Below are 19,006 nucleotides of genomic sequence, written 5' to 3' on the forward strand. Positions count from 1 at the left end.
GCTTGTCAAACGGAGTATCACCCGTGTTCCGGCTATATTAATTATTCGTTACAAATGTGGACAAGACCCCCAATGAGATTGCCGTACACCCTTCATCAACGGAACAATAAGTACCTGTAATTTCTAAAGGGAATTTCTTTCCCTGGCGTGCGGTCTACCCGGTTTGCACCTTCGCGCCTTCATGCCCGCATAGTTGCTACCCCTATGACGCTTCTATGCCGTGACGAAAGAGAAAACCTGTGGACTCACTTGTGAATTATATTCAGGACATCAACGCCTCCACCGCTGGTGCGACCAGCGTGGTTGACAGCATTCAAAGCTGGATATGGGAAAACTTTCTGTTCGTTGCCTTGATTGTCGTGGGCTTGTTCTTGACGATCCGCACCCGTGCCGTGCAGTGGCGTTCCCTGCCCGAGATGCTGCGCGTCCTCACCGACCCGTCCGGCCACGAGGCCGATGGGCGCAAGAGCATTTCCTCATTCCGCGCGTTCACCGTTTCGGCGGCATCCCGCGTGGGCACCGGCAATATTGCTGGCGTGGCGATCGCTATTGCAATGGGTGGTCCCGGCGCGGTGTTCTGGATGTGGGTCATTGCTGCCGTGGGCGGCGCATCCGCTTTTGCCGAATCCCTGCTGGGTCAGCTGTATAAAGAACGCGGCAAGGATTCCTATATTGGCGGTCCTGCCTACTATATGCAGCGTGGCCTGAATGCACGCTGGCTGGGCCTGATTTTCGTGGGCTTTATCGTGCTCACCTATAGTTTTGTGTTCTGCGCGGTACAAACCAATGCGATCGTGGAAGCTAGCGCGAATTCCTTGGATATCGGTATTTCCGGTACCGAGGGTATGGGTTTCCGTATCGTAGTAGGCCTTTTCATTGCCGCACTGACGGCTGCGATTATCTTCGGCGGTATTCGTGCGATCTCGTCGGTAACCGAGTTTCTGGTGCCGTTCATGGCGGTGCTGTACATGCTGCTGGGGCTGTTCGTGGTTGTGCTCAATGTGGGCGAAATCCCGAACGTTCTGCTCATGATTTTCCAGGGTGCTTTCGGTCTGCGCGAGTTCGTGGTGGGCGGCACGATGGGCGCCGTTATTTGGGGCATGAAGCGCGGTCTGCTCTCGAACGAGGCCGGCATGGGTACCGCCCCGAACGCGGGCGCAACCGCAACTATTTCGCACCCGGCAAAGCAGGGTTACGTACAGGCTTTGGGCGTGTATTTCGATACGATGCTGGTCTGCTCGGTCACCGCGTTCATTGTGCTTCTGTCGAATCCTGTCTATGGCGATAAGACCCGCGGTGCGGGCCTGACTCAGGATGCGCTTGCCCACCAGCTCGGCACCTGGGCCACCCACTTCCTAACCATCGCGATTTTCCTCTTCGCCTTCTCCTCGGTCATCGGCAACTACTATTACGGCGAGTCAAATATCCGCTTTGTGACCGAAAAGCGTTGGGCGCTGACTGTGTTCCGCCTGGTGGTGCTGGGGTTTGTGTTCTTTGGCGCGATCGCATCGCTGAGCCTGCTGTGGACCACGGCAGATATGCTCAACGCGGGCATGGTGATCGTGAACCTGATTGCGGTGGTGTGGCTTTCGCCGAAGGTCGTTGCGGTGCTCAAGAACTACGAGCGGCAGCGCAAATCCGGTGTGGAGCCTATTTTCAAGGCATCCGATATGCCTGAGATTAAGAATCTTGCGGCTTGGGACGGCACCGACGAGGTGACCACCCGCGAGTTCTGGGCTGAGCGTGATGCGGCAGCTGCGGCCAAACGCGCCAAAAAGGCTGCGAATGTATAACGTTTCACCTAGATAACTCTCCCCGCAGCGCCCGAGGACATAAATTTTATGTTCTCGGGCGCTTGGCGTATCCTCTGGCATACTAAAGACGTGCTGACTTTAGGTTTTTCGGTATTTCCTCTTGTGCTTTTTCAGAATCCGACGGCGCAGGCAATCTACCAGTACACGGTGCTTGCCCTGATTTTTATCTGGATTGCTTCGGTGCTGTACTGCATTTTGACGGTGCATCGCAGCCCCTACTTCAACGAGATTCAGAAGCTCAAATGGCTTCTGTTCATTCTGGTACTCCCGTACTTTGGTGCGCTGGCGTGGTTTTTGCGCGTGCATCGCGAGAAAAAGGATGCGGCCGCCGCGAACCAGACCGATACCGCCTCGAACCCTCACGACGAAGGAAAATAACATATCCTATGACAATTTCAACCTTCGGTGAGTAAGTTCACGAATACCGAAGTGGACGGTCTGTTACGGAGCCTGTATAGTTCTATATGTTGCCTGCGGCTCTTTGGGTCGTATGACACTTGCGCGAGTGGCGGAATAGGCAGACGCGCACGGTTCAGGTCCGTGTGCCCGTGAGGGCGTGGGGGTTCAACTCCCCCCTCGCGCACCAGCAATCCCCGGTTCTGATGAGCCGGGGATTTTTGTTGTGTCGGCAACATTTGGGGTTTTCGAGTCTATATTTTACGAGTAAAAAGTATATTATCGGCATGGTGGTCACACTATCCCCTAGAATAGAGTTGGGTGTGTGCACTCACACCTAACACAGCAAATGCACAGCTACAAAAGCTAGACTGAACCCTTCGGGTTCCCAACCACGGGATGCCAGGGGTGACATCCGGCCCGAGCCATAAAGGAGGAGGCAATGAAGTTATTTGACAAGTTGGAACGACTGGAGCAAGGCATCGGTCGTACCGTTGGCTTTTCTAAAGGCTTTGGCACCTTCGCAAAGGCTGATGTAGCTAACCGTATTCGCACGTCGATGGATGATGCCTCATATGTGGACCAGGGCGGTCACACGATGGCACCAAATATCTTCAACGTTCGCTTTTCGAGCGCCGATTTTTCGCGCGTGCGGGAGTGGGGCAACCCATTCGCGGTTGAGCTGTGCAATCTTGCTATTTCACATGCGCGTGCGCAGGGGTATTCGCTGATTGGGGCTGTACGTATTACCTTCAGTCCTATTGCCGATCTCGAAGCCGACGAGTTCGAGGTTGTGCCCAGTTTTGAGGCGTTCCAGGCTCCGCCCTCGGGTGCGACGAACTATGTTCCTCCCGCCGGTGCCGCCCACGGCGCCTCCGACTACGCCCCTGTTGCCCCGGCTCGTGATACCGGTCTGCCGACCAGAATTACAAAACCGCGGGCTACTCCGCCGCGCCGCACGGAACAGCCTCAGCAGCAACAGCAGGCACCTGCCGCGTCCGCGCCGAAACCGCGTTCCCCGCAGAACCCCCCGCAGCAGCAACGTGCTGCGGCGCATCATGCCTTTGTGGATATTAACGGGCAGCGCTATGAGCTTTCTGGGGCACCTCTCGTCATCGGTCGCGGTTCCGATGCGTCCGTGCGGCTGGCTGACAAGGGTATTTCGCGCCGCCACCTACAGATTTCCCGCCAGGGAGGCAACTATGTTGCCACCGACTTGGGCTCAACCAATGGAACCCGGCTGAATGGTTTTCCGCTGAAAACCCCTACCGTTCTCCAAGATGGAGCGGTGCTACAGTTGGGCGGAGCCCGAGTTCTCTTCCGCTCAATTGCCTCTGGAGGTATACGTTAATGGCATCCGAGCTAACTGTAACCATACTGCGCTTTGCGTTTTTGGGGTTGCTCTGGTTCTTTGTGTTTTTCGTGGTGGCAGCCGCCCGCCGCGATTTGGGGCTGGGTAAGAACTTCCGCTCCGTACCCGTAGAATCTGCCGCAGACTCGCAGCCGCAACCGCAGCATATTGCAGCTCCTCCTGCACGTCCTTCCCGCTTGGTGATCACCAAGGGAGTGCAGGCGGGAGCTATGATGCAGTTGGGTGACTCCCCGGTTACTATCGGTCGCGCCAATGATATTGAGGTTTCGTTGCAGGACGATTACGCCTCCGGTCGCCATGCCCGTCTGTTCCCACAGGGTTCTCGCTGGTTCTTGGAGGATTTGGGCTCAACCAACGGCACATTCGTAAACAACCAAAAGCTGACCCGCGCTACTGCTATTGAGCCGGGTGTCGATTTCCGTGTGGGCGGAACGACTATGCAGCTGAGGGGGTAATCGTTGAAGATAGCCTTTCGCTTTGAAGCCCGTTCCGATACGGGCGTGAAACGCAGCAAGAATGACGACTCCGGGTACGGTGGGCGTTATCTTGCTGTTGTTGCTGACGGCATGGGCGGGCACGTCGGTGGTGACGTCGCTTCCGCTACCGCCGTTTTGAACCTGACCCCTTTGGACCACCCCGACTTTGACGGTACCGGCGGCATATACCTCGCCGACGAAATCCAAAGTGCCAACGCCATTATCAATGATCTGGCAACCAGTGATCAGCGCCTTGCGGGCATGGGTACCACCTGCACCGCTCTGCTGGTGGACGGCGAAAAGATCGAGATGGCCCATATTGGCGACTCGCGAGCCTATCGTTTACGCGCCGATGAAGACGGCGGTTTCGAGCAGATTTCGACCGATCACACCTTCGTGCAGCGTCTTCTCAACGAGGGCCGCATCACTCCCGAAGAGGCAGAGAATCACCCGCACCGCAACGTGATTATGCGCGTGCTTGGCGACGTCGATGCCTCCCCCGAACTTGAGCTGCAGACTTTAGAAGCCATTCCTGGTGAGCGCTGGGTGCTTGCTTCCGATGGTTTAGAGGCGGTGGTCTCTGATGAAGAGATCGAAGCCGTCATGCGTTCCACAGATGATCTGGGTGAGATCGCGGACGTTCTTATCCAGATGACTCTCGACGGCGGCGCACCCGATAACGTGACGGTCGTGGTTGTACAGGTTATTGACCGCGAAGAACTTCCCGCCGACGAACCTGTAGGTCCTTCTGCCCTGCCAGAGACCGGCGAGATCGATACCTCACTGACAACCTCTGAGCTTGAGGAAATCACCGAGGAAGTAAACGCCGAAGAGGGTCTGTCCGATCACGACCGCGCGCTCAAGAAGTTCCGCCGCGCCCGTGACCTCACAGATTCCTTCCCCCACGATGGCGACGCAAGCGATCAGGATGCGGTGTACTTTGCCCGCACAAATGCCGCCATTTTGCGCCACGAGCTTGGTTCTCGCCCGCATCAGCTGGTGGGCAGCGCTGCCGTGGCAACAGAGACCGGGCGTATTCCGGCAGTGACGAGCCGCACCCTGGAGCATCGGGCCTCTTTGGCGCAGCGCGTGCCGATGAGTACCGAGGAACCCGCAAAGCTGCCAGACGAGCTTGAAGAGCTTCTGGCGGACCCGATTCGACGCCGTCGGCGCCCGATTCTGCTGGTGAGTGCAGCAGTAATCCTTGTGCTGGCGCTCATTGCGGGTTGGAGCGGGCTGAAATGGGTTGAGGGCCGCTACTACGTTGGTGAAAATAACGGTAAGGTCGCCGTCTATAACGGTGTTCCGCAGTCGTTGGGGCCAATCCATCTCTCCCATGTGGTCGAGGAAAGCGAAGTGGAAACTTCACAGCTGCCCGAACATACACGCACGCTTTTGAAGAATACGATTCACGCGGATAATCTTGACGATGCACGGGTTATCGTAAACCGCATGCAGGCTCAGGTGAATCTGCAGGATGACCGGAATACACAGCCTTCCGGTGCGGCTTCGTCCGGCGCGCAGACAGGTCAAAAAACTTCAGCAACGGAAGGTGGTAATCGTGGCTAGGCTATTACGTGATGCACACATACCCCGTTCGCGTCGCCTGATTGAGCTTGTTCTGCTCGTGGTTGCGGTCGGCATCGGCTCATTTTCCATGTACCTGATTGACCCCGAAACGGCGTGGGATATGGGGAAGAACCCGTGGATTCAAGGTACCGTGGTGCTGGGCGTGTGCGCGCTCATCGCGCATCTGGTGCTTCAGTTCCGGGCGCGTTACGCCGATCCGTTTATTCTGCCGCTTGTTGTGGCGCTCAACGGAATCGGGCTGGCGATGATTTTCCGCATCGATAAGGATCCCGCCATGCAGAAGGCCCCAGTGGGCGAGTCCCAGCTGTTCTGGACGGGCTTCTCAATGATCCTCTGCTCCGTTGTGCTGTACTTCCTGCGGGATCACCGAGTGCTGCGTAAGATTACCTATATTTCGCTGGTGCTCTCCTTCATCCTGCTTATCATGCCGCTTATCCCCGGCCTTGGTACCGAAATCAACGGCGCACGGATTTGGATCAGGCTCGGCGGGCGTACCTTCCAGCCCGGCGAAATTGCAAAGATTACCCTGGCAATCTTCTTTGCGGGCTACCTGTCCACACACCGCGATTTGATTCTCACCGCGGGTAAGCGTCTGGGGCCCATCAATCTGCCGCGTCTGCGCGATTTGACCCCAATTTTCTTGGCCTGGATGGTCAGCATCGGTGTGTTGGTTTTCCAGAAGGATCTGGGTTCTGCAATCCTGTTCTTTGGGCTGTTCATGGCGATGCTGTACCTCTCGACCGGCAAGATTTCCTGGCTTGTAGTCGGCGGTGTCGGCGTGGTGGTTGGCGGATACTTCGCCTATAACTCCATTTCTCACGTGCACGCCCGTATCTATGGCTGGATGCACGCCTTTGATCCCGAGGTCTATATGTCCTCCAGCGGTGGTTCCGGTCAGATCCTTCAGGGTATTTTCGGTCTGTCCTACGGCGGTCTCTTTGGCCGTGGATGGGGTCAGGGCCTTACCTCTTTGGTGCCGTTCGCTAACTCGGACATGATTATTACTTCTCTCGGTGAGGAACTCGGTCTGATCGGCCTGGGCGCTATTTTGATGATGTTCCTCATCCTCATCTCGCGTGGCTACCGCGCGGCGTTGGGCACTCGTGACGGTTTCGGCAAGCTCTTGGCGGCGGGCCTTTCCACGGTTATGGTGCTTCAGCTCTTCGTGGTGGTTGGCGGTGTAACCCGGTTAATTCCGCTGACCGGTTTGACCACACCGTTTATGTCTGCCGGTGGTTCATCCCTGGTGGCAAACTGGATTATCGTGGCGTTGTGGCTTTCGATTTCGCATACCGCGCGAGCGCCTCACGTCGTGGTCGGGTTCGACGTTCCCGAAAGTATCGACCACGAAGACTACAGCTATGAATCTGAGGGCGCAACCAGCGTTCTCGCCCGTATTTCAACTCAACAAGCAGGAGGTGACCGCAATGGATAGGGCAATTCGCCGCATGTGGATGGCCGCAGGTTGCGTTTTTATCCTGCTCATGGGTACGTTGAGCTATATCCAATTCTTCGACACCGAATCTCTCAAAGATAACCCGTGGAACTCGCGTTCTCTGTACGATAACTACGGTGCCAACCGTGGCTCTATCGTGGTCGATGGAACCGAAATCGCCTCGTCGGTGAAATCGGATGATGAGTATAACTATCAGCGCGTGTACTCTGAGCCGGAAAAGTATGCGGCGCTGACGGGTTATTTCTCGTCAGTGTATGGTTCTACCGGTGTCGAGTCCGCTATGGACAAGGAGCTTTCGGGTACTTCCGACAGCCAGTTCTACGATCGTGTTGCTCAGCTCTTCTCGGGTTCTTCGGCACGCGGTGCGAGCGTCGAGCTCACCGTGGATTCCAAGCTTCAGGAGCTTGCTAACAACCTGCTGCAGGGTCGTAAGGGTTCTATTGTGGCGATCAACCCCAAGACTGGCGAAATCTTGGCGATGGCCTCGTCTCCCTCATATGACCCGAATACGCTCGCATCCCACGATGGGTCTACGGTAGTCAGCAACTATGAGGAACTGAACTCGAATCCGAATAACCCGCTTTACAACCGTGCTATTGCGGGTAACACCTATTCGCCCGGCTCAACCTTCAAAATTATTGATGCCGTCGCAGCTTTGGAGTCCGGCAAATATGATGCGAACTCCACAATCGATAACCCCGCACAGCTTCCCCTTCCGGGAACCAATGTGTCGCTTCCGAACTTTGCGGGCGGTCAGTGTGGAGGACGCACCAAGGCTACGATTGAATGGGCTATGGCGCAGTCCTGCAACACTCCTTTTGCGCAGATCGCAATGGATTTGGGTGAAGATAGGATCTCTAGGACTGCCGAAAACTTTGGTTATGGTCAGGATTTGAAGATTCCGCTGGCGGTGGCTAAGTCGAGCTTCCCGAAGGGTATGTCGCAGAGCCAGCTGGCGCAGGCATCCGTGGGTCAGTACGATGTACGCACCACCCCGCTGCAGGTGGCGATGACTTCTGCTGCGATCGCTAACGGCGGTGTGCAGATGAAGCCCAATATGATTCGTTCTGTCAAAACCAGTAACTTGAGCGTGCTCTACGAGTTCTCACCCGAGAAGTTGCGCACCTCAACTTCTACTAAAGTCGCCGATCAGGTGAAACAATGGATGGTGAACTCTGTGGATAACGGTATTGCCCGTAACGCAGGCGTGCCCGGGTATAAGGTTGCTGGTAAGACCGGTACCGCAGAAACTACGGGTGGTTTGAATAACTCTTGGTTTACCGGGTTTGCACCCGCCGATGATCCTCAGATCGCCATTGCGGTGGTCTATGAGGATATGGATGCAACAACCGGTTCCCAGCTTTCGACAAATGCAGGTAAACAACTTTTTGAGGCGGTGTTGAACAAGTGAGGCCTTCGGCTGATATCACCTTGGGCGGGCGCTACACCCTAACCGAACGTATCGCTATCGGCGGTATGGGTGAGGTCTGGAAAGCTCGCGACAAGGTTCTCGGACGCACCGTCGCCGTTAAAATCCTGAAAGAGGAGTATACGGGTGACCCCGGGTTCTTGGAGCGTTTCCGTGCGGAGGCGCGCCATACTGCGCTCCTGAACCACCCCGGTGTTGCCAATATGTTCGATTACGGTGAAGAGGATAACTCTGCATACTTGGTGATGGAGCTGGTTCCGGGTGAGCCGCTGTCGAGCATCATCGAGCGCGACGGCACGCTGCCGCCGGATCGTATCCTGAACTTTATTGCGCAGACGGCTCGCGCGTTGGCTGCTGCACATGCTCAGGGCCTCGTGCACCGCGATGTGAAGCCCGGTAACCTAATGATCACCCCGGATGACCGGGTGAAGGTTACCGACTTCGGTATTGCTAGGCTTGCGAACCAGGTTCCGCTGACCGCTACTGGTCAGGTGATGGGTACAGCCCAGTATTTGGCGCCCGAACAGGCAACCGGTCAACCTGCAACCCCGTCCTCCGATATGTACTCGCTGGGTATTATCGGGTACGAGTGCCTGGTCGGTCACCGCCCGTTCACGGGTGAATCACAGATCGCGATTGCTCTAGCTCAGGTGAACGATCCGCCACCGCCGCTGCCGGAGAGCATCCCGGCGCCCGCCCGCGCCTTGATTATGTGCCTGCTTGCTAAGGATCCTGCGGAGCGTCCTAAGGATGCTACCGCGCTGGCATCCGCTATTGATGCTATTCGCCGTCGCGATATTCCTGCGGCGATTAAGGCCGTGCCCACGCTGGAGGCGTTCTTGCCGGAGAATCTGGATACCGCCCAGACCTCCCTGATCGCCGAGCCTATTTCGGCATCCGCCGCTCCGAAGTTCGGATCTGGGTCGCACTTCACGCCCGGTCCTTCGACCGCTCCGATTCCTGAGCCCGGGTCAAAGGCTGCGGCCGCACGTACGGCACAACAGGGTCCGAAGAAACGCAACTGGGTATGGATCGTCGCTATTGTGGCGGCACTTGTGCTTATTCTCGGTATCCTCTGGGCTGTCTGGGCGGCCAACAGCCGTGCAACCCCCACTCCGAATACCACCAGCTCGGCAGCACCCAGCTCTGCGGCAGGGACTGTCACGGTAGCCACCCCGAGCGAGGAGTCCTCGGCTGCAAGCAGTACTCAGAAGCAGAAAATTAACCTGCAGGCACGCAGCTACGAGGGTCGTCCCCTTCAGGATGTTGTCAATGACCTGAAGAACCTGGGTCTTTCGCCCAGGACTGAAAGTGTTGAGTCTGAAGAGCCCGCCAACACCGTTCTGTCGATTTCACCGGCTGGTTCGGTAGACGAGGGCAGCACCATTACCGTGCGTTATTCAAGCGGTTCTAAGTCAGTGTCTCTTCCGAACGTTGAAGGAAAGAACTACGAAGAAGCTGCGCCTTCGATTACTTCACTTGGCGTTAATGTTCGTATTCACCTCGAATACTCTGAGACTGCACAGCCCGGTACGGTGCTGCGTACCAGCCCCTCTCCTGGCACTAAAGTGTCAGTTCCTAGTATGGTAGAGATGTATGTAGCTAACGAGAAATCAGGTACGAGGACGGATTCTGACTCGTCGCCATCCGCAGCTACGCCTTCAAGCGCGTCGACTTCTTCTAGTCCTCGTACTGGGCGTTAGTGTCTGAGTCCACTCACATCAAAAACTATTTTTACCCCAGGAGAACGTATGGACCTGTTGGTTCCTGAAACGGTAGATGGCCGTTATAAGGTACTCGATGTTATCGGTACCGGTGCGATGGCTACCGTATACGCGGCGGAGGATACTCGTCTCGGTCGTAAGGTCGCGATGAAGATCCTGCGCCCGGAGCAGGCCCAAGACAAAACCTTCCGTTCACGGTTTAAACGTGAGGCGGAGGCTGTCGCATCCCTGAACAACCCCGGTATCGTTGCGGTGTACGACACGGGCGCTTATTCCCCGTCAGATCCCAACAGCGGATATGGCGTTGATGATGCCGCCGACGATGACGAGGCTAAGATCCCGTACATCGTTATGGAATACGTTGATGGCAGGACGCTGCGCAGTGTGCTTTCGTCGGGCGGGTACATTCCCGTGCGTGATGCGGTGGGCTACGCAGAGCAGCTTTTGAGCGCTCTGAAATACAGTCATTCGATGGGTATTATCCACCGCGATATTAAGCCCGCGAATATTATGGTGCTTCCCCGAACCGAGGACGACGCCGCGAAGGGGCAGCCGGGTCAGATTAAGGTGATGGACTTCGGCATCGCCCGAGCTATTGAAGAGGCTGGCGAGGCTCTGACAAAGGCCAATGTGGTGATGGGTAGCGCACGCTACATGTCTCCCGAGCAGGTCAGTGGTAAAGAAGTCGACGCGAGAAGCGACCTTTATTCGGCAGCATGTGTGCTGTATGAAATGGTTGCTGGACGTTCCCCCTTCGATGCGGAAACTAACGTTGACTTGGCGGCAAAGCATCTTACCGAGACTCCCGCCGCACCGAGTACCTTTAGCCCGCTGAGCGTACCCCCTGAGCTTGATGAAGTTATTCTTCGAGGTCTTGCCAAGAACCCGGATGATCGTTACCAGACCGCCGATGAGTTTTCGCAGGCGATCCGTCAGGGAGCGGGTCTGCAGATTGGCGGCGGTATGCCGCAACAGGTTCCTGATGACTCCATGACCACCGCTTTTGCGCCTCTTGAGGCTCCCGCAGCGGGTGCGGCAGGAACCGGTACGGGTGAGGTTGATTTCGATGCCTACACCACGACCATGCCGCAGGTTTCGACTCCTGTTGAAGACGCGAACCTCAACGGTTTCTTCGATGACGATGAGTACGGCGGGGAAGAATTTGTTGAAGAGGAAGAGTTCCTTCCCGCCGAGCAACCCCGTAAGCGAACCTGGGTTCGTTTCCTCGTTGGTCTTGCTATTGCAGCATCGCTTCTGCTGGGTATCGGCTCGTTCCTGTACTACCAGGGCAAGCTCAATGAAGTTCCGCAGGTCGCTATTCCTACCGTGATGAACCAGTCGAAGGACGATGCCGAGAACCAGCTGCGCAATGCTGGTTTTGCCGTGGAGAGCCGCGGGGCATACTCCGAGAACGTGAAGAAGGGCGATGTTATTAGCGTCAGCCCTGGCGAGGGTACGAAGGCGGCTAAGGGTTCTACCGTATCGCTAACTTACTCGAATGGTCCCGAGCGCGTAACCCTGCCCGATAACCTGCAGGGTCAGAGCGAAGCCTATGTGCGCAACGCTCTGAAGGAGCTCGGCCTTAAGGATGGTCGCGTCAGCACCGTTGAGAGCGCATCTGTTCCCGCCGGTATGGTAGTTTCTCTAGAGCCTGAGAAGGCTGAAACCGATGCCAACGGTAAGACCACGATCGAGGCTGGCAGCAACGTAAACCTGGTGCTGTCCTCCGGTAAGGTCAAGGTTCCTTCGCTCGTGGGTCTGACGAAGGATCAGGCTATTGAAGCTCTGACTGCGTCCGATGTTCTGCTCAACACCAATATTGAGACCGTTCAGACAAGCTCTGCGGCACCGAATACGGTGATTTCTCAGAGCTCCGCTGCGGGTACTCTGGTGGCCCAGAACAGCACTGTTACTATTCGTGTAGCGGCTGCCCCGGCGGCGACCGCATCTGCCTCACCGCGTGCGACTACCCCGTCGACGAATAATAACAACAACACCCAGCGCCAGCAGGGCAATCAGCAGCAGAATCAACAACAGCAAGGTCAACAGGGCCAGCAGGGCAACGCTCCTGTACCTTCTGCAACGCCAAGTGCCGCTGCTCCTTCATCCAAGGCCGTACAAAACGGCAAGGAGAATGAAGAGAAAGAAGAAAGGTAAGGCTGGTTTGCTCAGGTAAATCCTGGTCATATATGTGGGGCGTGCTTTAGAATTTGAATCTAAAGCACGCCCCACATATATTTCTTCGGCTGTACCGCACACATAGAGAAGGCGCCTGACAGACCTACTTGGGTCTGTCAGGCGCCTTTACCGCTGCCCGCTAGGCAATTAGTGGGGACAACGATTTGGCACGCTCAGCGGCCCCCTCAAACCCCGTTTCTTCCAGCCAATTACCCAGCATCAGATAACCGCTCTCGGTAAGCACGGATTCCGGGTGGAACTGCACGCCATGCATGGGCGCATCCCGGTGCCGCAGCCCCATAATAATGCCGCTCTCAGTCGTCGAGGTGGTTTCCAAGACCTCAGGCATAGTCTCTGGGACGACCGCCAGCGAATGGTAGCGAGTCGCAGTGAAGGGGTTCGGTACGCCTTTGAACACCGAGTCATTCTCGTGAACCAAGGTTGAAGTCTTGCCGTGCATCAGCTCGGGGGCGTGCGTGACGGTACCGCCAAACGCCTCCGCGATAGCTTGATGCCCCAGACACACGCCGAGCAGGGGTTTATGAGTCTGCGCAGCCCAGCGAATGGTATCGATAATGACCCCGGCCTCTGCAGGCGCACCCGGCCCCGGAGAGATGAGCAGACCGTCATACTCGGCAGCCATTGTGAGCACGGTATCAAGGTCATACTCGTCATTACGGATTACGGTTGTTTCAGCTCCGAGCTGCTGCAGATATCCGACGAGAGTGAACACAAAACTATCGTAATTATCGATAACCAGGATGCGGGTCATGGCTTCTCCTTTGGCAAGCGCCGCTAATGGTTGATGGTAACGTCAAAGTTGAACGGACCGTACTCGGCAAAATTCGGAAACACAAATTCCATGAGGGCGTATACGATCACGGCGATAAGCAGAATAGCAATGATAATGCGAACCCATAGAGGTCCGGGAAGATGACGAAAAATCCAACCGTACATGTTATATCCTCTCGGGTTAGGCGGGGTTCTGGGCTGCTTGGGCAATTTCCGCAGGCGCGCCAGCAGAGTTAGGCTGCCAGGATTCAAAACGGGCGTGCACAATATAACGTTCTGTGTCACCGTAACGCGGGTGACAGGTCGTGAGCGTCATAATGCGCTCCGTGGGCTCTTGTCCGGGTTTGCTCGGAACCGGCTCGATCACCTCAATATTGTCAGGCTGCACAATCACATGCTCGTACACGGTGTAGGTGTAGTAGCCGTCTTTGGTGCGCACATAAATGTGATCGCCCACCTGCAGCTTATCGATATAGTCGAGCACTGCCCCGCGTGTCTGCCGGTGCCCTGCGAGCGCGAAGTTGCCCACGCCGCCCGGCATGGCGGTTCCGTCGTAGTGTCCCAAACCGAGGGTATCGATCACGTCTGCGCTGGTACCCTGCGCGGCGGGGCGCTGGTAGTCTGCACCAAACCGGGGAATGTAGACAACCCCGAATCCTTTTCCGTGTTCGGGTTCGGCTTCAGGCTCCGGGGGATTTTGGGGATCCCACTGTTCGACTGGCGCGGCGGAGCTGAACTCGTGCGTCAGGGAATCGACGGCTTGGGACTGTGAACGGTTTGCGTCTATATTGGTCCACCAGAGCTGCCACACGACAAAGAGCAGCAGCACAAGACCAACGGTGATCAGAAGCTCACCCGTGATTTGGATGGTCCACCGCAGAATAGATTTATGAGGCTGAACTGCCTGATGCGCTTTCGCGGATGCATGCGCCATAGTTTTGGGTGTCCTCCATAGCGGGATGTTACCGTCCCAGTCATTACACTTTCTTTAATGACAACGCCGGTGAAAGGTGAAATCATCCCGCGAGTCTGCAAAGATAGTTTTTAACGTACTACATAAGGTTACCCATACATCTGAGGCGGAGGAAAATATGTCCCCTAAGTCGACTGCGAAAAAGTCGAAAAAGACTGCCAATACTAAGTCAAAGAAGTCACAAGACAAGAAATCGGCTAAGGTCGTTGAAGAAGATGCGAGCGAGCTCCGTCTGTTGGAGGTCGCTCGCGAGATGGAAACGAGCGGGACACAGAGAGAGGGTACTCCCCTGTGGTATCGAGTAGTGATGTTTTCGCTCGTTGCGCTGGGTATTCTCTGGATTATTGCGTATTACATTTTTGAGGGTCGGCTTCCTGTGCCCGGTATTGGCATGTGGAATGTGACTATTGGCGTGGGTGCCATGATGGTGGGTATGGTCATGATGACTCGGTGGCGTTAGGTTTAGGGCTATGTCCGAATCGGATGGGTCTCCTTCGCCTCAAGAATCTCAGGATGCCCCGCATGGCTCTACCTCCGATCCCATGCGGAGTACCGAGGATATTTCAAAACGTGCGGATATTCGTGCCGCCCGTGTGGAGGCAAGGCTGCGCCGCTGGGCGTTGATCGGGTTTATCGTCGCTGCGGCGTTATTCTGGTTGGCGTCTCTTTTCTTCCGTTAGATCACGTATAAGCGAGGCGGTGCTGTATCCTTGGGGTGCGCCCGCCGCGTTCTTCTTGCTTTTAATCGTGCTGAGGCTCTGCGACTGGTTCTTCGCGCAGGGGCTGCAGAATCCGCACGAATACGATCATGACGATCAGCTCCACCATCGTCTGGGTCAGCGCTGTGTGCTGCATGAGGTCGGCCTGTGGCACGCACTTTCTTTGAGTCGTTCCACATGCTGTGTCATATACGGGGGTATACACCCGAGAATCCCTGTGCAGAGCGCAAAGATGACGTAGAACAGTACCCGTGTGAACAAGATTCTAGGGCGCTTCATCGATGCGACGTGCAGTAGAAAATACTGCCAAGATCTTTATATGCGAATATTCCAATATAAGCATATATACTAGTCAATTGAAGTTTTAAGGGGCTAGTAAAAACAATGGTTTGTGTAGCAGCAAGCGTAGCAAATAAAGGCCGCAACATAATCTGCAACAGCGCCAACACCACCAGGAATGCTGCCAAGGCGATCGTGGAAGTAAAGTCATAACCAGTAGAATACCGCCACGAAGTTGAGCGTTATCAGCCACAGGGTGAATCCGTGCGATGCAGAATTGGGTGCGGTGCGTTTGATGTCGTTCGCCCCTAGCTGTCCGTCATGAGTTCAAGAGCCCCTGATGAGCCGCATCAGCAACCCGACGACTAACTTTTTCCAGAACGGGCGAGTTGATATTCCAGTGCTGCCAGTAAAGTGGGAACTCCACAGGGTTCTGAGCGAGTTTCACAAGTGTTTGGGCGGCGAAATATTCGCTACACTGTGCCTCCGGCAGCAATCCCCACGCAATGCCCTCGTAGACCGCCTGCGCGTAATCTGGTGATGAAGGAATATAGAGCGTTGGGCTCTGCTCGAATTCGGCTCTGGGCAGTTTTAGGTCTTCCTCAATCAGAGCGCGGGCAGCATCCTGCACAAAGTCTTTACGATCATATTCCACCACTGGTGCCCGGTTCAGATCATCACGGGTAGTCTTCGCAGGGAACCCCGGAAGGTAACGATCCACATACGCTGGCGATGCCACACACCAGTAACGCGCCACGCCCAGGTAATCTACCGAGCATCCGGGGATTTTCCCGGGCTGTGAGGTTATGGCAGCCATAACTTCCCCGGTACGCAGAAGGGCTGAGGAATGAAATTCACCTTCACGCCGCAGGTCACAGAAAATTTCGTCCTCCTGAGCGAGCGTGCGTATGGCCTCCAAAAACCACGTTGCTAAAGAATCGGCGTTCAGGGCTATAGAGACTGTCTGGAATCCACCCTCGCCCATGAGTTCTCGTTCCAGTTCAAGCTGTAGGAATTCACTTTGCCGGGCAATACGTAACACGCTCTGCCCGGAGGCTGTTGGGGTAACCGGGTTGGTGCGCTGCAGCAGAACTTTACCGGCCAGCTGTTCCATTGTTTTTACACGCTGTGATATTGCGGAGGGGCTAACCCCAAGAATGTCGGCAGCAGCGTCGAAAGTACCGTACTCGATGACCGTAACGAATGTTTTGAGATGGTCGGTCGTAAAACGTGTCATAAGAACATCTTACGTACGTTGAAATAACTTAGCTAGGTTTACGGGGTTTTCAGACCTTTGCGCCCTGCCTATGTTCTATTTGACGTACACCATTTTCACCTTGGATGCACACCTCTAAGATAAAAGCAATGGGACTATCCCCATCCAACGTGTCTACATTGTCATCTAACCACCCGAAGGATATCCTCCATGGTCAAGCCACCATTCATGGAAATTGCATGCCCCGTTTGTTCCAAGCCCGTGAAGACTTTAGAACGTTATCCTCGCTCGCTCTGTCCCGAATGTTCTGCACGGGTGACTGACCGGTCTGGCCGCCCGGTTGTTTTCTACGATATACAGGTGCTGCCGACTCCCAACAGCTCAGGTGTAACACTGCTTGGCGGATTTTACGGATATTACGCCAATACCGGGCTGCAAGAAACCTACTCCAGTTCAACCTGCTACGTTGATGGAATAACCTGCGAGGCAAAGAATGCCCGTTTTGGCGGCATTGTGATCGAGGCGCTATGAGCCCACCTTCACCTCTGGCTATGAGTCTGTACTCCCGGATTCAGTGGCTTCTTCGAGACCATTATCCTTCACCGTCTCCTTATCGGTAGATGCAACGGGCTCTGTACTATCTTCTTGCGCCGATGCGGACCACAGTTCATAGCCCTCCAGTGTCTCTTCGGCGCCCGTACCTGAAAATGGAGAGTATATATCTCGAATTATCAGGATTTTTCGCAGACGCAGCACCATCGGTTCTAAGAAGTCAAGCGCGTGCCGACCGTCGCTGCTGGTCGTCGCCACAAAGCTCAGCCCAGAGGATACCGCAACGATCATCGTCACCTTAAGCATGACCGCGTTGTAGTTGACTTCAAGGTCTAAAATTTTCAGATGTTCGGGCTTGGTTCCTACTCACAGCTCGATGGTTTGGTCGGTAACCGCCACAGAAGCAAACCATGAGAAGAAACCGAACACCAGCAGCGAAGAAAACAGTTTGAATCAGCTGCCCCAAGATCGGGATTGCCAGCAGGTTCAGCCACTGCCCAATCGACAAAGAGCGATGAACGGTAATGTCGTGCTCGGCCTCTTCTCTTGTACTGTACTGTCTGCGATACCTCGTTCCGATACGGCATGCCTAGCGCTCATAGCTGTCAAGCATACCCGATACAAGAGACTCTGCTCGAAGTTCAGCCCCAAAGAATCGGGCGCACGCCTTCAAAATAAGTTCTGCGCCATAACGTTGGATCGTATAAACACCCAGCTCGTCGTACTCAGCCGCAAGTTCACGGGGTTTCGCTAAACCAGAGGTGATTTCCATAAGCGAAGATTCTGCGCCGTCTTCGTCGAAAAGTAGGCTAAACCCGCTGTCATCACGTAGAAGCTGATGCAGTTTAGTATCGGGCAGAGGCAAAAAGCCCAACACGTCCTCGGGCTCATAGTAGATTACCTCAGCAAGAGTTGTTACATACCCCTGCGGGTCTTCTTCGGTAAGAACTGTATCCGTAAGCTCCAGATAGCTTTCTTCGTCCCGCAGAAGCTCCCGCGGCCACCACAGATGGATATACTCGGTGCACGCCAGCCATAGTTCCGCTAAAGGCAGCTTAACCTCGGCGGTGAGCGCCACCGTCCGGTATTTTGAGGTGTCCTCTCCCGTATACGGTTCCTGCTGTCGGTCTGAAAAAAGCGGATACTCCATACATTCACTCTAACGCGAGAACAGGTATTCGTCGGTACTTGATACAGTAAACGTTCCAGAAACTCGTTCAGAAGAATGTGCAACGATTGGTATTAGTATTCCCGTGATGAAGCCTCAGGCACGCTATCACAGACCGGTAAAAAGGACTTCTCTGGCTTTCGAAATTCTACGTGTGGGTATACGCTGCTTAGCGCGCAAAAACATAGCTGAAAAATCGAGCAGGAATATGTGACCGTTGCCATTCGAGCTCTTCGGTCAAAGGTTCTCCCGAAAGCACTTTGCGAGTATATCGCTCAATATTGCGTGCATGGGCACCCATATGGGCTATGGCAATCGCGTGTCCGCAGGCTCTAGCTACGGCTTGCGCAGACGGGGTCTTACAGTCCCGGGTCGTAGCATGGCAGAGCAAAGCGTGCTGACGCATAGTTCCAACTGATAATGCACCGCGGTTGAACTCAGCGATCGCAGCAAGCCCCTGCTGAAGCCTAGGATCAGCAGGATACTGCTTCTCGAAAATAGGCAGTATCCGATACATACAGTCTGCCGCCCAGACGATAAGTTCACGCCTCTCATCTATCGATAGCGTCAAATCCTTCGGGTCTGGGGCAGATTGTAAAGTCTCCATGCCCCTAAGATAACAAGAAAGCATACGCGCTCTCACAGATTTTCAACGCCCTGATGCGCCGATTATATTTCATGAGGTCTTCTTAGCCTTTAGAGTATTCACCAACGCACGCTATGAGAACACAGCAGAGCCGATAGCTCTCAAGGAGAATGCAAATCAGCGGTTAAAACAAAAGAGACCCCTCACGGGGTCTCTTCCATACATATGTAATTAACTAACAAACCCTCAGGTTTGTTGTTTCAAAACTATACAGCGAACGCAAACA

Annotated in this window: 20 protein-coding genes and 1 tRNA gene; 13 read left to right on the forward strand and 8 right to left on the reverse strand. The window is 55.1% G+C overall.

The genetic code is table 11. From position 1 onward, the window contains the following. Window positions 1-239: 239 nt before the first annotated feature. The 10 genes from HMPREF2804_RS02405 (at window position 240) to pknB (ending at window position 12,414) form a co-directional block, all read left to right on the forward strand. Window positions 240-1,793, forward strand: coding sequence for an alanine/glycine:cation symporter family protein (locus HMPREF2804_RS02405; RefSeq protein WP_070627118.1), 1,554 nt, complete (start codon window positions 240-242; stop codon window positions 1,791-1,793). Between the two features lie 48 nt (window positions 1,794-1,841). Further along, window positions 1,842-2,192, forward strand: a complete 351-nt coding sequence (locus HMPREF2804_RS02410; protein WP_070448450.1) for a PLD nuclease N-terminal domain-containing protein — start codon at window positions 1,842-1,844, stop codon at window positions 2,190-2,192. 121 nt (window positions 2,193-2,313) lie between these two features. Then, a tRNA-Leu gene (locus tag HMPREF2804_RS02415) sits at window positions 2,314-2,400 on the forward strand. Between the two features lie 252 nt (window positions 2,401-2,652). Next, window positions 2,653-3,561: an FhaA domain-containing protein gene (locus HMPREF2804_RS02420; protein ID WP_048780282.1), complete on the forward strand. Its 909-nt coding sequence runs from the start codon at window positions 2,653-2,655 to the stop codon at window positions 3,559-3,561. Beyond that, window positions 3,561-4,037: an FHA domain-containing protein FhaB/FipA gene (locus HMPREF2804_RS02425; protein ID WP_004006321.1), complete on the forward strand. Its 477-nt coding sequence runs from the start codon at window positions 3,561-3,563 to the stop codon at window positions 4,035-4,037. Before HMPREF2804_RS02420 ends, HMPREF2804_RS02425 begins: the two co-directional genes overlap by 1 nt. 3 nt (window positions 4,038-4,040) lie before the next feature. Further along, entirely contained in the window at window positions 4,041-5,627 is a 1,587-nt protein-coding gene (locus HMPREF2804_RS02430) for a PP2C family protein-serine/threonine phosphatase (protein WP_070554994.1), read from the forward strand. After that, on the forward strand, window positions 5,611-7,083 hold the full coding sequence (locus tag HMPREF2804_RS02435; RefSeq protein WP_179291544.1) for an FtsW/RodA/SpoVE family cell cycle protein: 1,473 nt from the start codon (window positions 5,611-5,613) through the stop codon (window positions 7,081-7,083). Before HMPREF2804_RS02430 ends, HMPREF2804_RS02435 begins: the two co-directional genes overlap by 17 nt. Continuing rightward, window positions 7,076-8,515 (forward strand): peptidoglycan D,D-transpeptidase FtsI family protein, encoded by a 1,440-nt coding sequence (locus HMPREF2804_RS02440; RefSeq protein ID WP_070448451.1) that lies wholly within the window; start codon window positions 7,076-7,078, stop codon window positions 8,513-8,515. The genes HMPREF2804_RS02435 and HMPREF2804_RS02440 overlap by 8 nt, the downstream gene beginning before the upstream one ends. Then, window positions 8,512-10,236, forward strand: coding sequence for a protein kinase domain-containing protein (locus HMPREF2804_RS02445; RefSeq protein ID WP_070448452.1), 1,725 nt, complete (start codon window positions 8,512-8,514; stop codon window positions 10,234-10,236). Before HMPREF2804_RS02440 ends, HMPREF2804_RS02445 begins: the two co-directional genes overlap by 4 nt. A gap of 48 nt (window positions 10,237-10,284) precedes the next feature. After that, window positions 10,285-12,414: a Stk1 family PASTA domain-containing Ser/Thr kinase gene (pknB, locus tag HMPREF2804_RS02450; RefSeq protein ID WP_070627120.1), complete on the forward strand. Its 2,130-nt coding sequence runs from the start codon at window positions 10,285-10,287 to the stop codon at window positions 12,412-12,414. Window positions 12,415-12,574: 160 nt separating this feature from the next. Here the strand turns inward: pknB and HMPREF2804_RS02455 are convergent, their stop codons facing one another. From HMPREF2804_RS02455 to HMPREF2804_RS02460, 3 genes are read right to left on the reverse strand one after another with little or no spacing between them, the layout of a single operon-like run. Continuing rightward, window positions 12,575-13,207 (reverse strand): aminodeoxychorismate/anthranilate synthase component II, encoded by a 633-nt coding sequence (locus tag HMPREF2804_RS02455; protein ID WP_070448454.1) that lies wholly within the window; start codon window positions 13,205-13,207, stop codon window positions 12,575-12,577. 23 nt (window positions 13,208-13,230) lie between these two features. Next, on the reverse strand, window positions 13,231-13,392 hold the full coding sequence (locus HMPREF2804_RS11065) for a hypothetical protein (protein ID WP_004006314.1): 162 nt from the start codon (window positions 13,390-13,392) through the stop codon (window positions 13,231-13,233). A 16-nt stretch (window positions 13,393-13,408) separates the two neighbouring features. Then, complete coding sequence (locus tag HMPREF2804_RS02460; RefSeq protein WP_070448455.1) at window positions 13,409-14,161, reverse strand: class E sortase; 753 nt, start codon at window positions 14,159-14,161, stop codon at window positions 13,409-13,411. A gap of 157 nt (window positions 14,162-14,318) precedes the next feature. Between HMPREF2804_RS02460 and HMPREF2804_RS02465 the strand changes: the two genes are divergently transcribed. Both HMPREF2804_RS02465 and HMPREF2804_RS02470 read left to right on the forward strand, forming a co-directional pair. Beyond that, window positions 14,319-14,660 carry a cell division protein CrgA gene (locus HMPREF2804_RS02465; protein WP_048754707.1) on the forward strand — a complete coding sequence of 114 codons (342 nt, stop codon included), beginning with the start codon at window positions 14,319-14,321 and terminating at the stop codon, window positions 14,658-14,660. A gap of 10 nt (window positions 14,661-14,670) precedes the next feature. Beyond that, a complete protein-coding gene (locus HMPREF2804_RS02470) occupies window positions 14,671-14,880 on the forward strand; it encodes a long-chain fatty acid--CoA ligase (protein WP_070448456.1) in 210 nt (69 codons plus the stop codon). Window positions 14,881-14,941: 61 nt separating this feature from the next. Here HMPREF2804_RS02470 and HMPREF2804_RS11395 read toward each other — a convergent pair whose 3' ends face one another. Then, window positions 14,942-15,073, reverse strand: a complete 132-nt coding sequence (locus HMPREF2804_RS11395; protein ID WP_256387480.1) for a hypothetical protein — start codon at window positions 15,071-15,073, stop codon at window positions 14,942-14,944. 444 nt (window positions 15,074-15,517) lie between these two features. Beyond that, entirely contained in the window at window positions 15,518-16,435 is a 918-nt protein-coding gene (locus HMPREF2804_RS02475) for a LysR family transcriptional regulator ArgP (RefSeq protein ID WP_070448457.1), read from the reverse strand. A 189-nt stretch (window positions 16,436-16,624) separates the two neighbouring features. Between HMPREF2804_RS02475 and HMPREF2804_RS02480 the strand changes: the two genes are divergently transcribed. Further along, a complete protein-coding gene (locus HMPREF2804_RS02480; RefSeq protein WP_013398181.1) occupies window positions 16,625-16,945 on the forward strand; it encodes a hypothetical protein in 321 nt (106 codons plus the stop codon). An 18-nt stretch (window positions 16,946-16,963) separates the two neighbouring features. Here HMPREF2804_RS02480 and HMPREF2804_RS02485 read toward each other — a convergent pair whose 3' ends face one another. From HMPREF2804_RS02485 to HMPREF2804_RS02495, 3 genes are all read right to left on the reverse strand, one after another. Beyond that, window positions 16,964-17,272 (reverse strand): hypothetical protein, encoded by a 309-nt coding sequence (locus HMPREF2804_RS02485; protein WP_246822538.1) that lies wholly within the window; start codon window positions 17,270-17,272, stop codon window positions 16,964-16,966. 283 nt (window positions 17,273-17,555) lie between these two features. After that, the gene (locus HMPREF2804_RS02490) at window positions 17,556-18,116 is read right to left on the reverse strand and encodes a hypothetical protein (RefSeq protein ID WP_048754710.1); all 561 of its coding nucleotides are present in this window, start codon (window positions 18,114-18,116) and stop codon (window positions 17,556-17,558) included. Between the two features lie 187 nt (window positions 18,117-18,303). Next, window positions 18,304-18,741 carry a putative immunity protein gene (locus HMPREF2804_RS02495; RefSeq protein WP_070448459.1) on the reverse strand — a complete coding sequence of 146 codons (438 nt, stop codon included), beginning with the start codon at window positions 18,739-18,741 and terminating at the stop codon, window positions 18,304-18,306. Between the last annotated feature and the right edge of the window lie 265 nt (window positions 18,742-19,006).

Source organism: Rothia sp. HMSC065G12, assembly GCF_001811455.1.
GTDB classification, from domain to species: Bacteria; Actinomycetota; Actinomycetes; order Actinomycetales; family Micrococcaceae; genus Rothia; species Rothia dentocariosa.

Bases quoted from the DNA above. Each gene is read 5' to 3' on its own strand.
- HMPREF2804_RS02410 (WP_070448450.1), top strand. From the start codon at position 1,842: ATGTTCTCGGGCGCTTGGCGTATCCTCTGGCATACTAAAGACGTGCTG.
- HMPREF2804_RS02420 (WP_048780282.1), top strand. From the start codon at position 2,653: ATGAAGTTATTTGACAAGTTGGAACGACTGGAGCAAGGCATCGGTCGT.
- HMPREF2804_RS02425 (WP_004006321.1), top strand. From the start codon at position 3,561: ATGGCATCCGAGCTAACTGTAACCATACTGCGCTTTGCGTTTTTGGGG.
- HMPREF2804_RS02440 (WP_070448451.1), top strand. From the start codon at position 7,076: ATGGATAGGGCAATTCGCCGCATGTGGATGGCCGCAGGTTGCGTTTTT.
- pknB (WP_070627120.1), top strand. From the start codon at position 10,285: ATGGACCTGTTGGTTCCTGAAACGGTAGATGGCCGTTATAAGGTACTC.
- HMPREF2804_RS02455 (WP_070448454.1), bottom strand. From the start codon at position 13,207: ATGACCCGCATCCTGGTTATCGATAATTACGATAGTTTTGTGTTCACT.
- HMPREF2804_RS11065 (WP_004006314.1), bottom strand. From the start codon at position 13,392: ATGTACGGTTGGATTTTTCGTCATCTTCCCGGACCTCTATGGGTTCGC.
- HMPREF2804_RS02460 (WP_070448455.1), bottom strand. From the start codon at position 14,161: ATGGCGCATGCATCCGCGAAAGCGCATCAGGCAGTTCAGCCTCATAAA.
- HMPREF2804_RS02465 (WP_048754707.1), top strand. From the start codon at position 14,319: ATGTCCCCTAAGTCGACTGCGAAAAAGTCGAAAAAGACTGCCAATACT.
- HMPREF2804_RS02470 (WP_070448456.1), top strand. From the start codon at position 14,671: ATGTCCGAATCGGATGGGTCTCCTTCGCCTCAAGAATCTCAGGATGCC.
- HMPREF2804_RS02475 (WP_070448457.1), bottom strand. From the start codon at position 16,435: ATGACACGTTTTACGACCGACCATCTCAAAACATTCGTTACGGTCATC.
- HMPREF2804_RS02480 (WP_013398181.1), top strand. From the start codon at position 16,625: ATGGTCAAGCCACCATTCATGGAAATTGCATGCCCCGTTTGTTCCAAG.
- HMPREF2804_RS02485 (WP_246822538.1), bottom strand. From the start codon at position 17,272: ATGCTTAAGGTGACGATGATCGTTGCGGTATCCTCTGGGCTGAGCTTT.
- HMPREF2804_RS02490 (WP_048754710.1), bottom strand. From the start codon at position 18,116: ATGGAGTATCCGCTTTTTTCAGACCGACAGCAGGAACCGTATACGGGA.
- HMPREF2804_RS02495 (WP_070448459.1), bottom strand. From the start codon at position 18,741: ATGGAGACTTTACAATCTGCCCCAGACCCGAAGGATTTGACGCTATCG.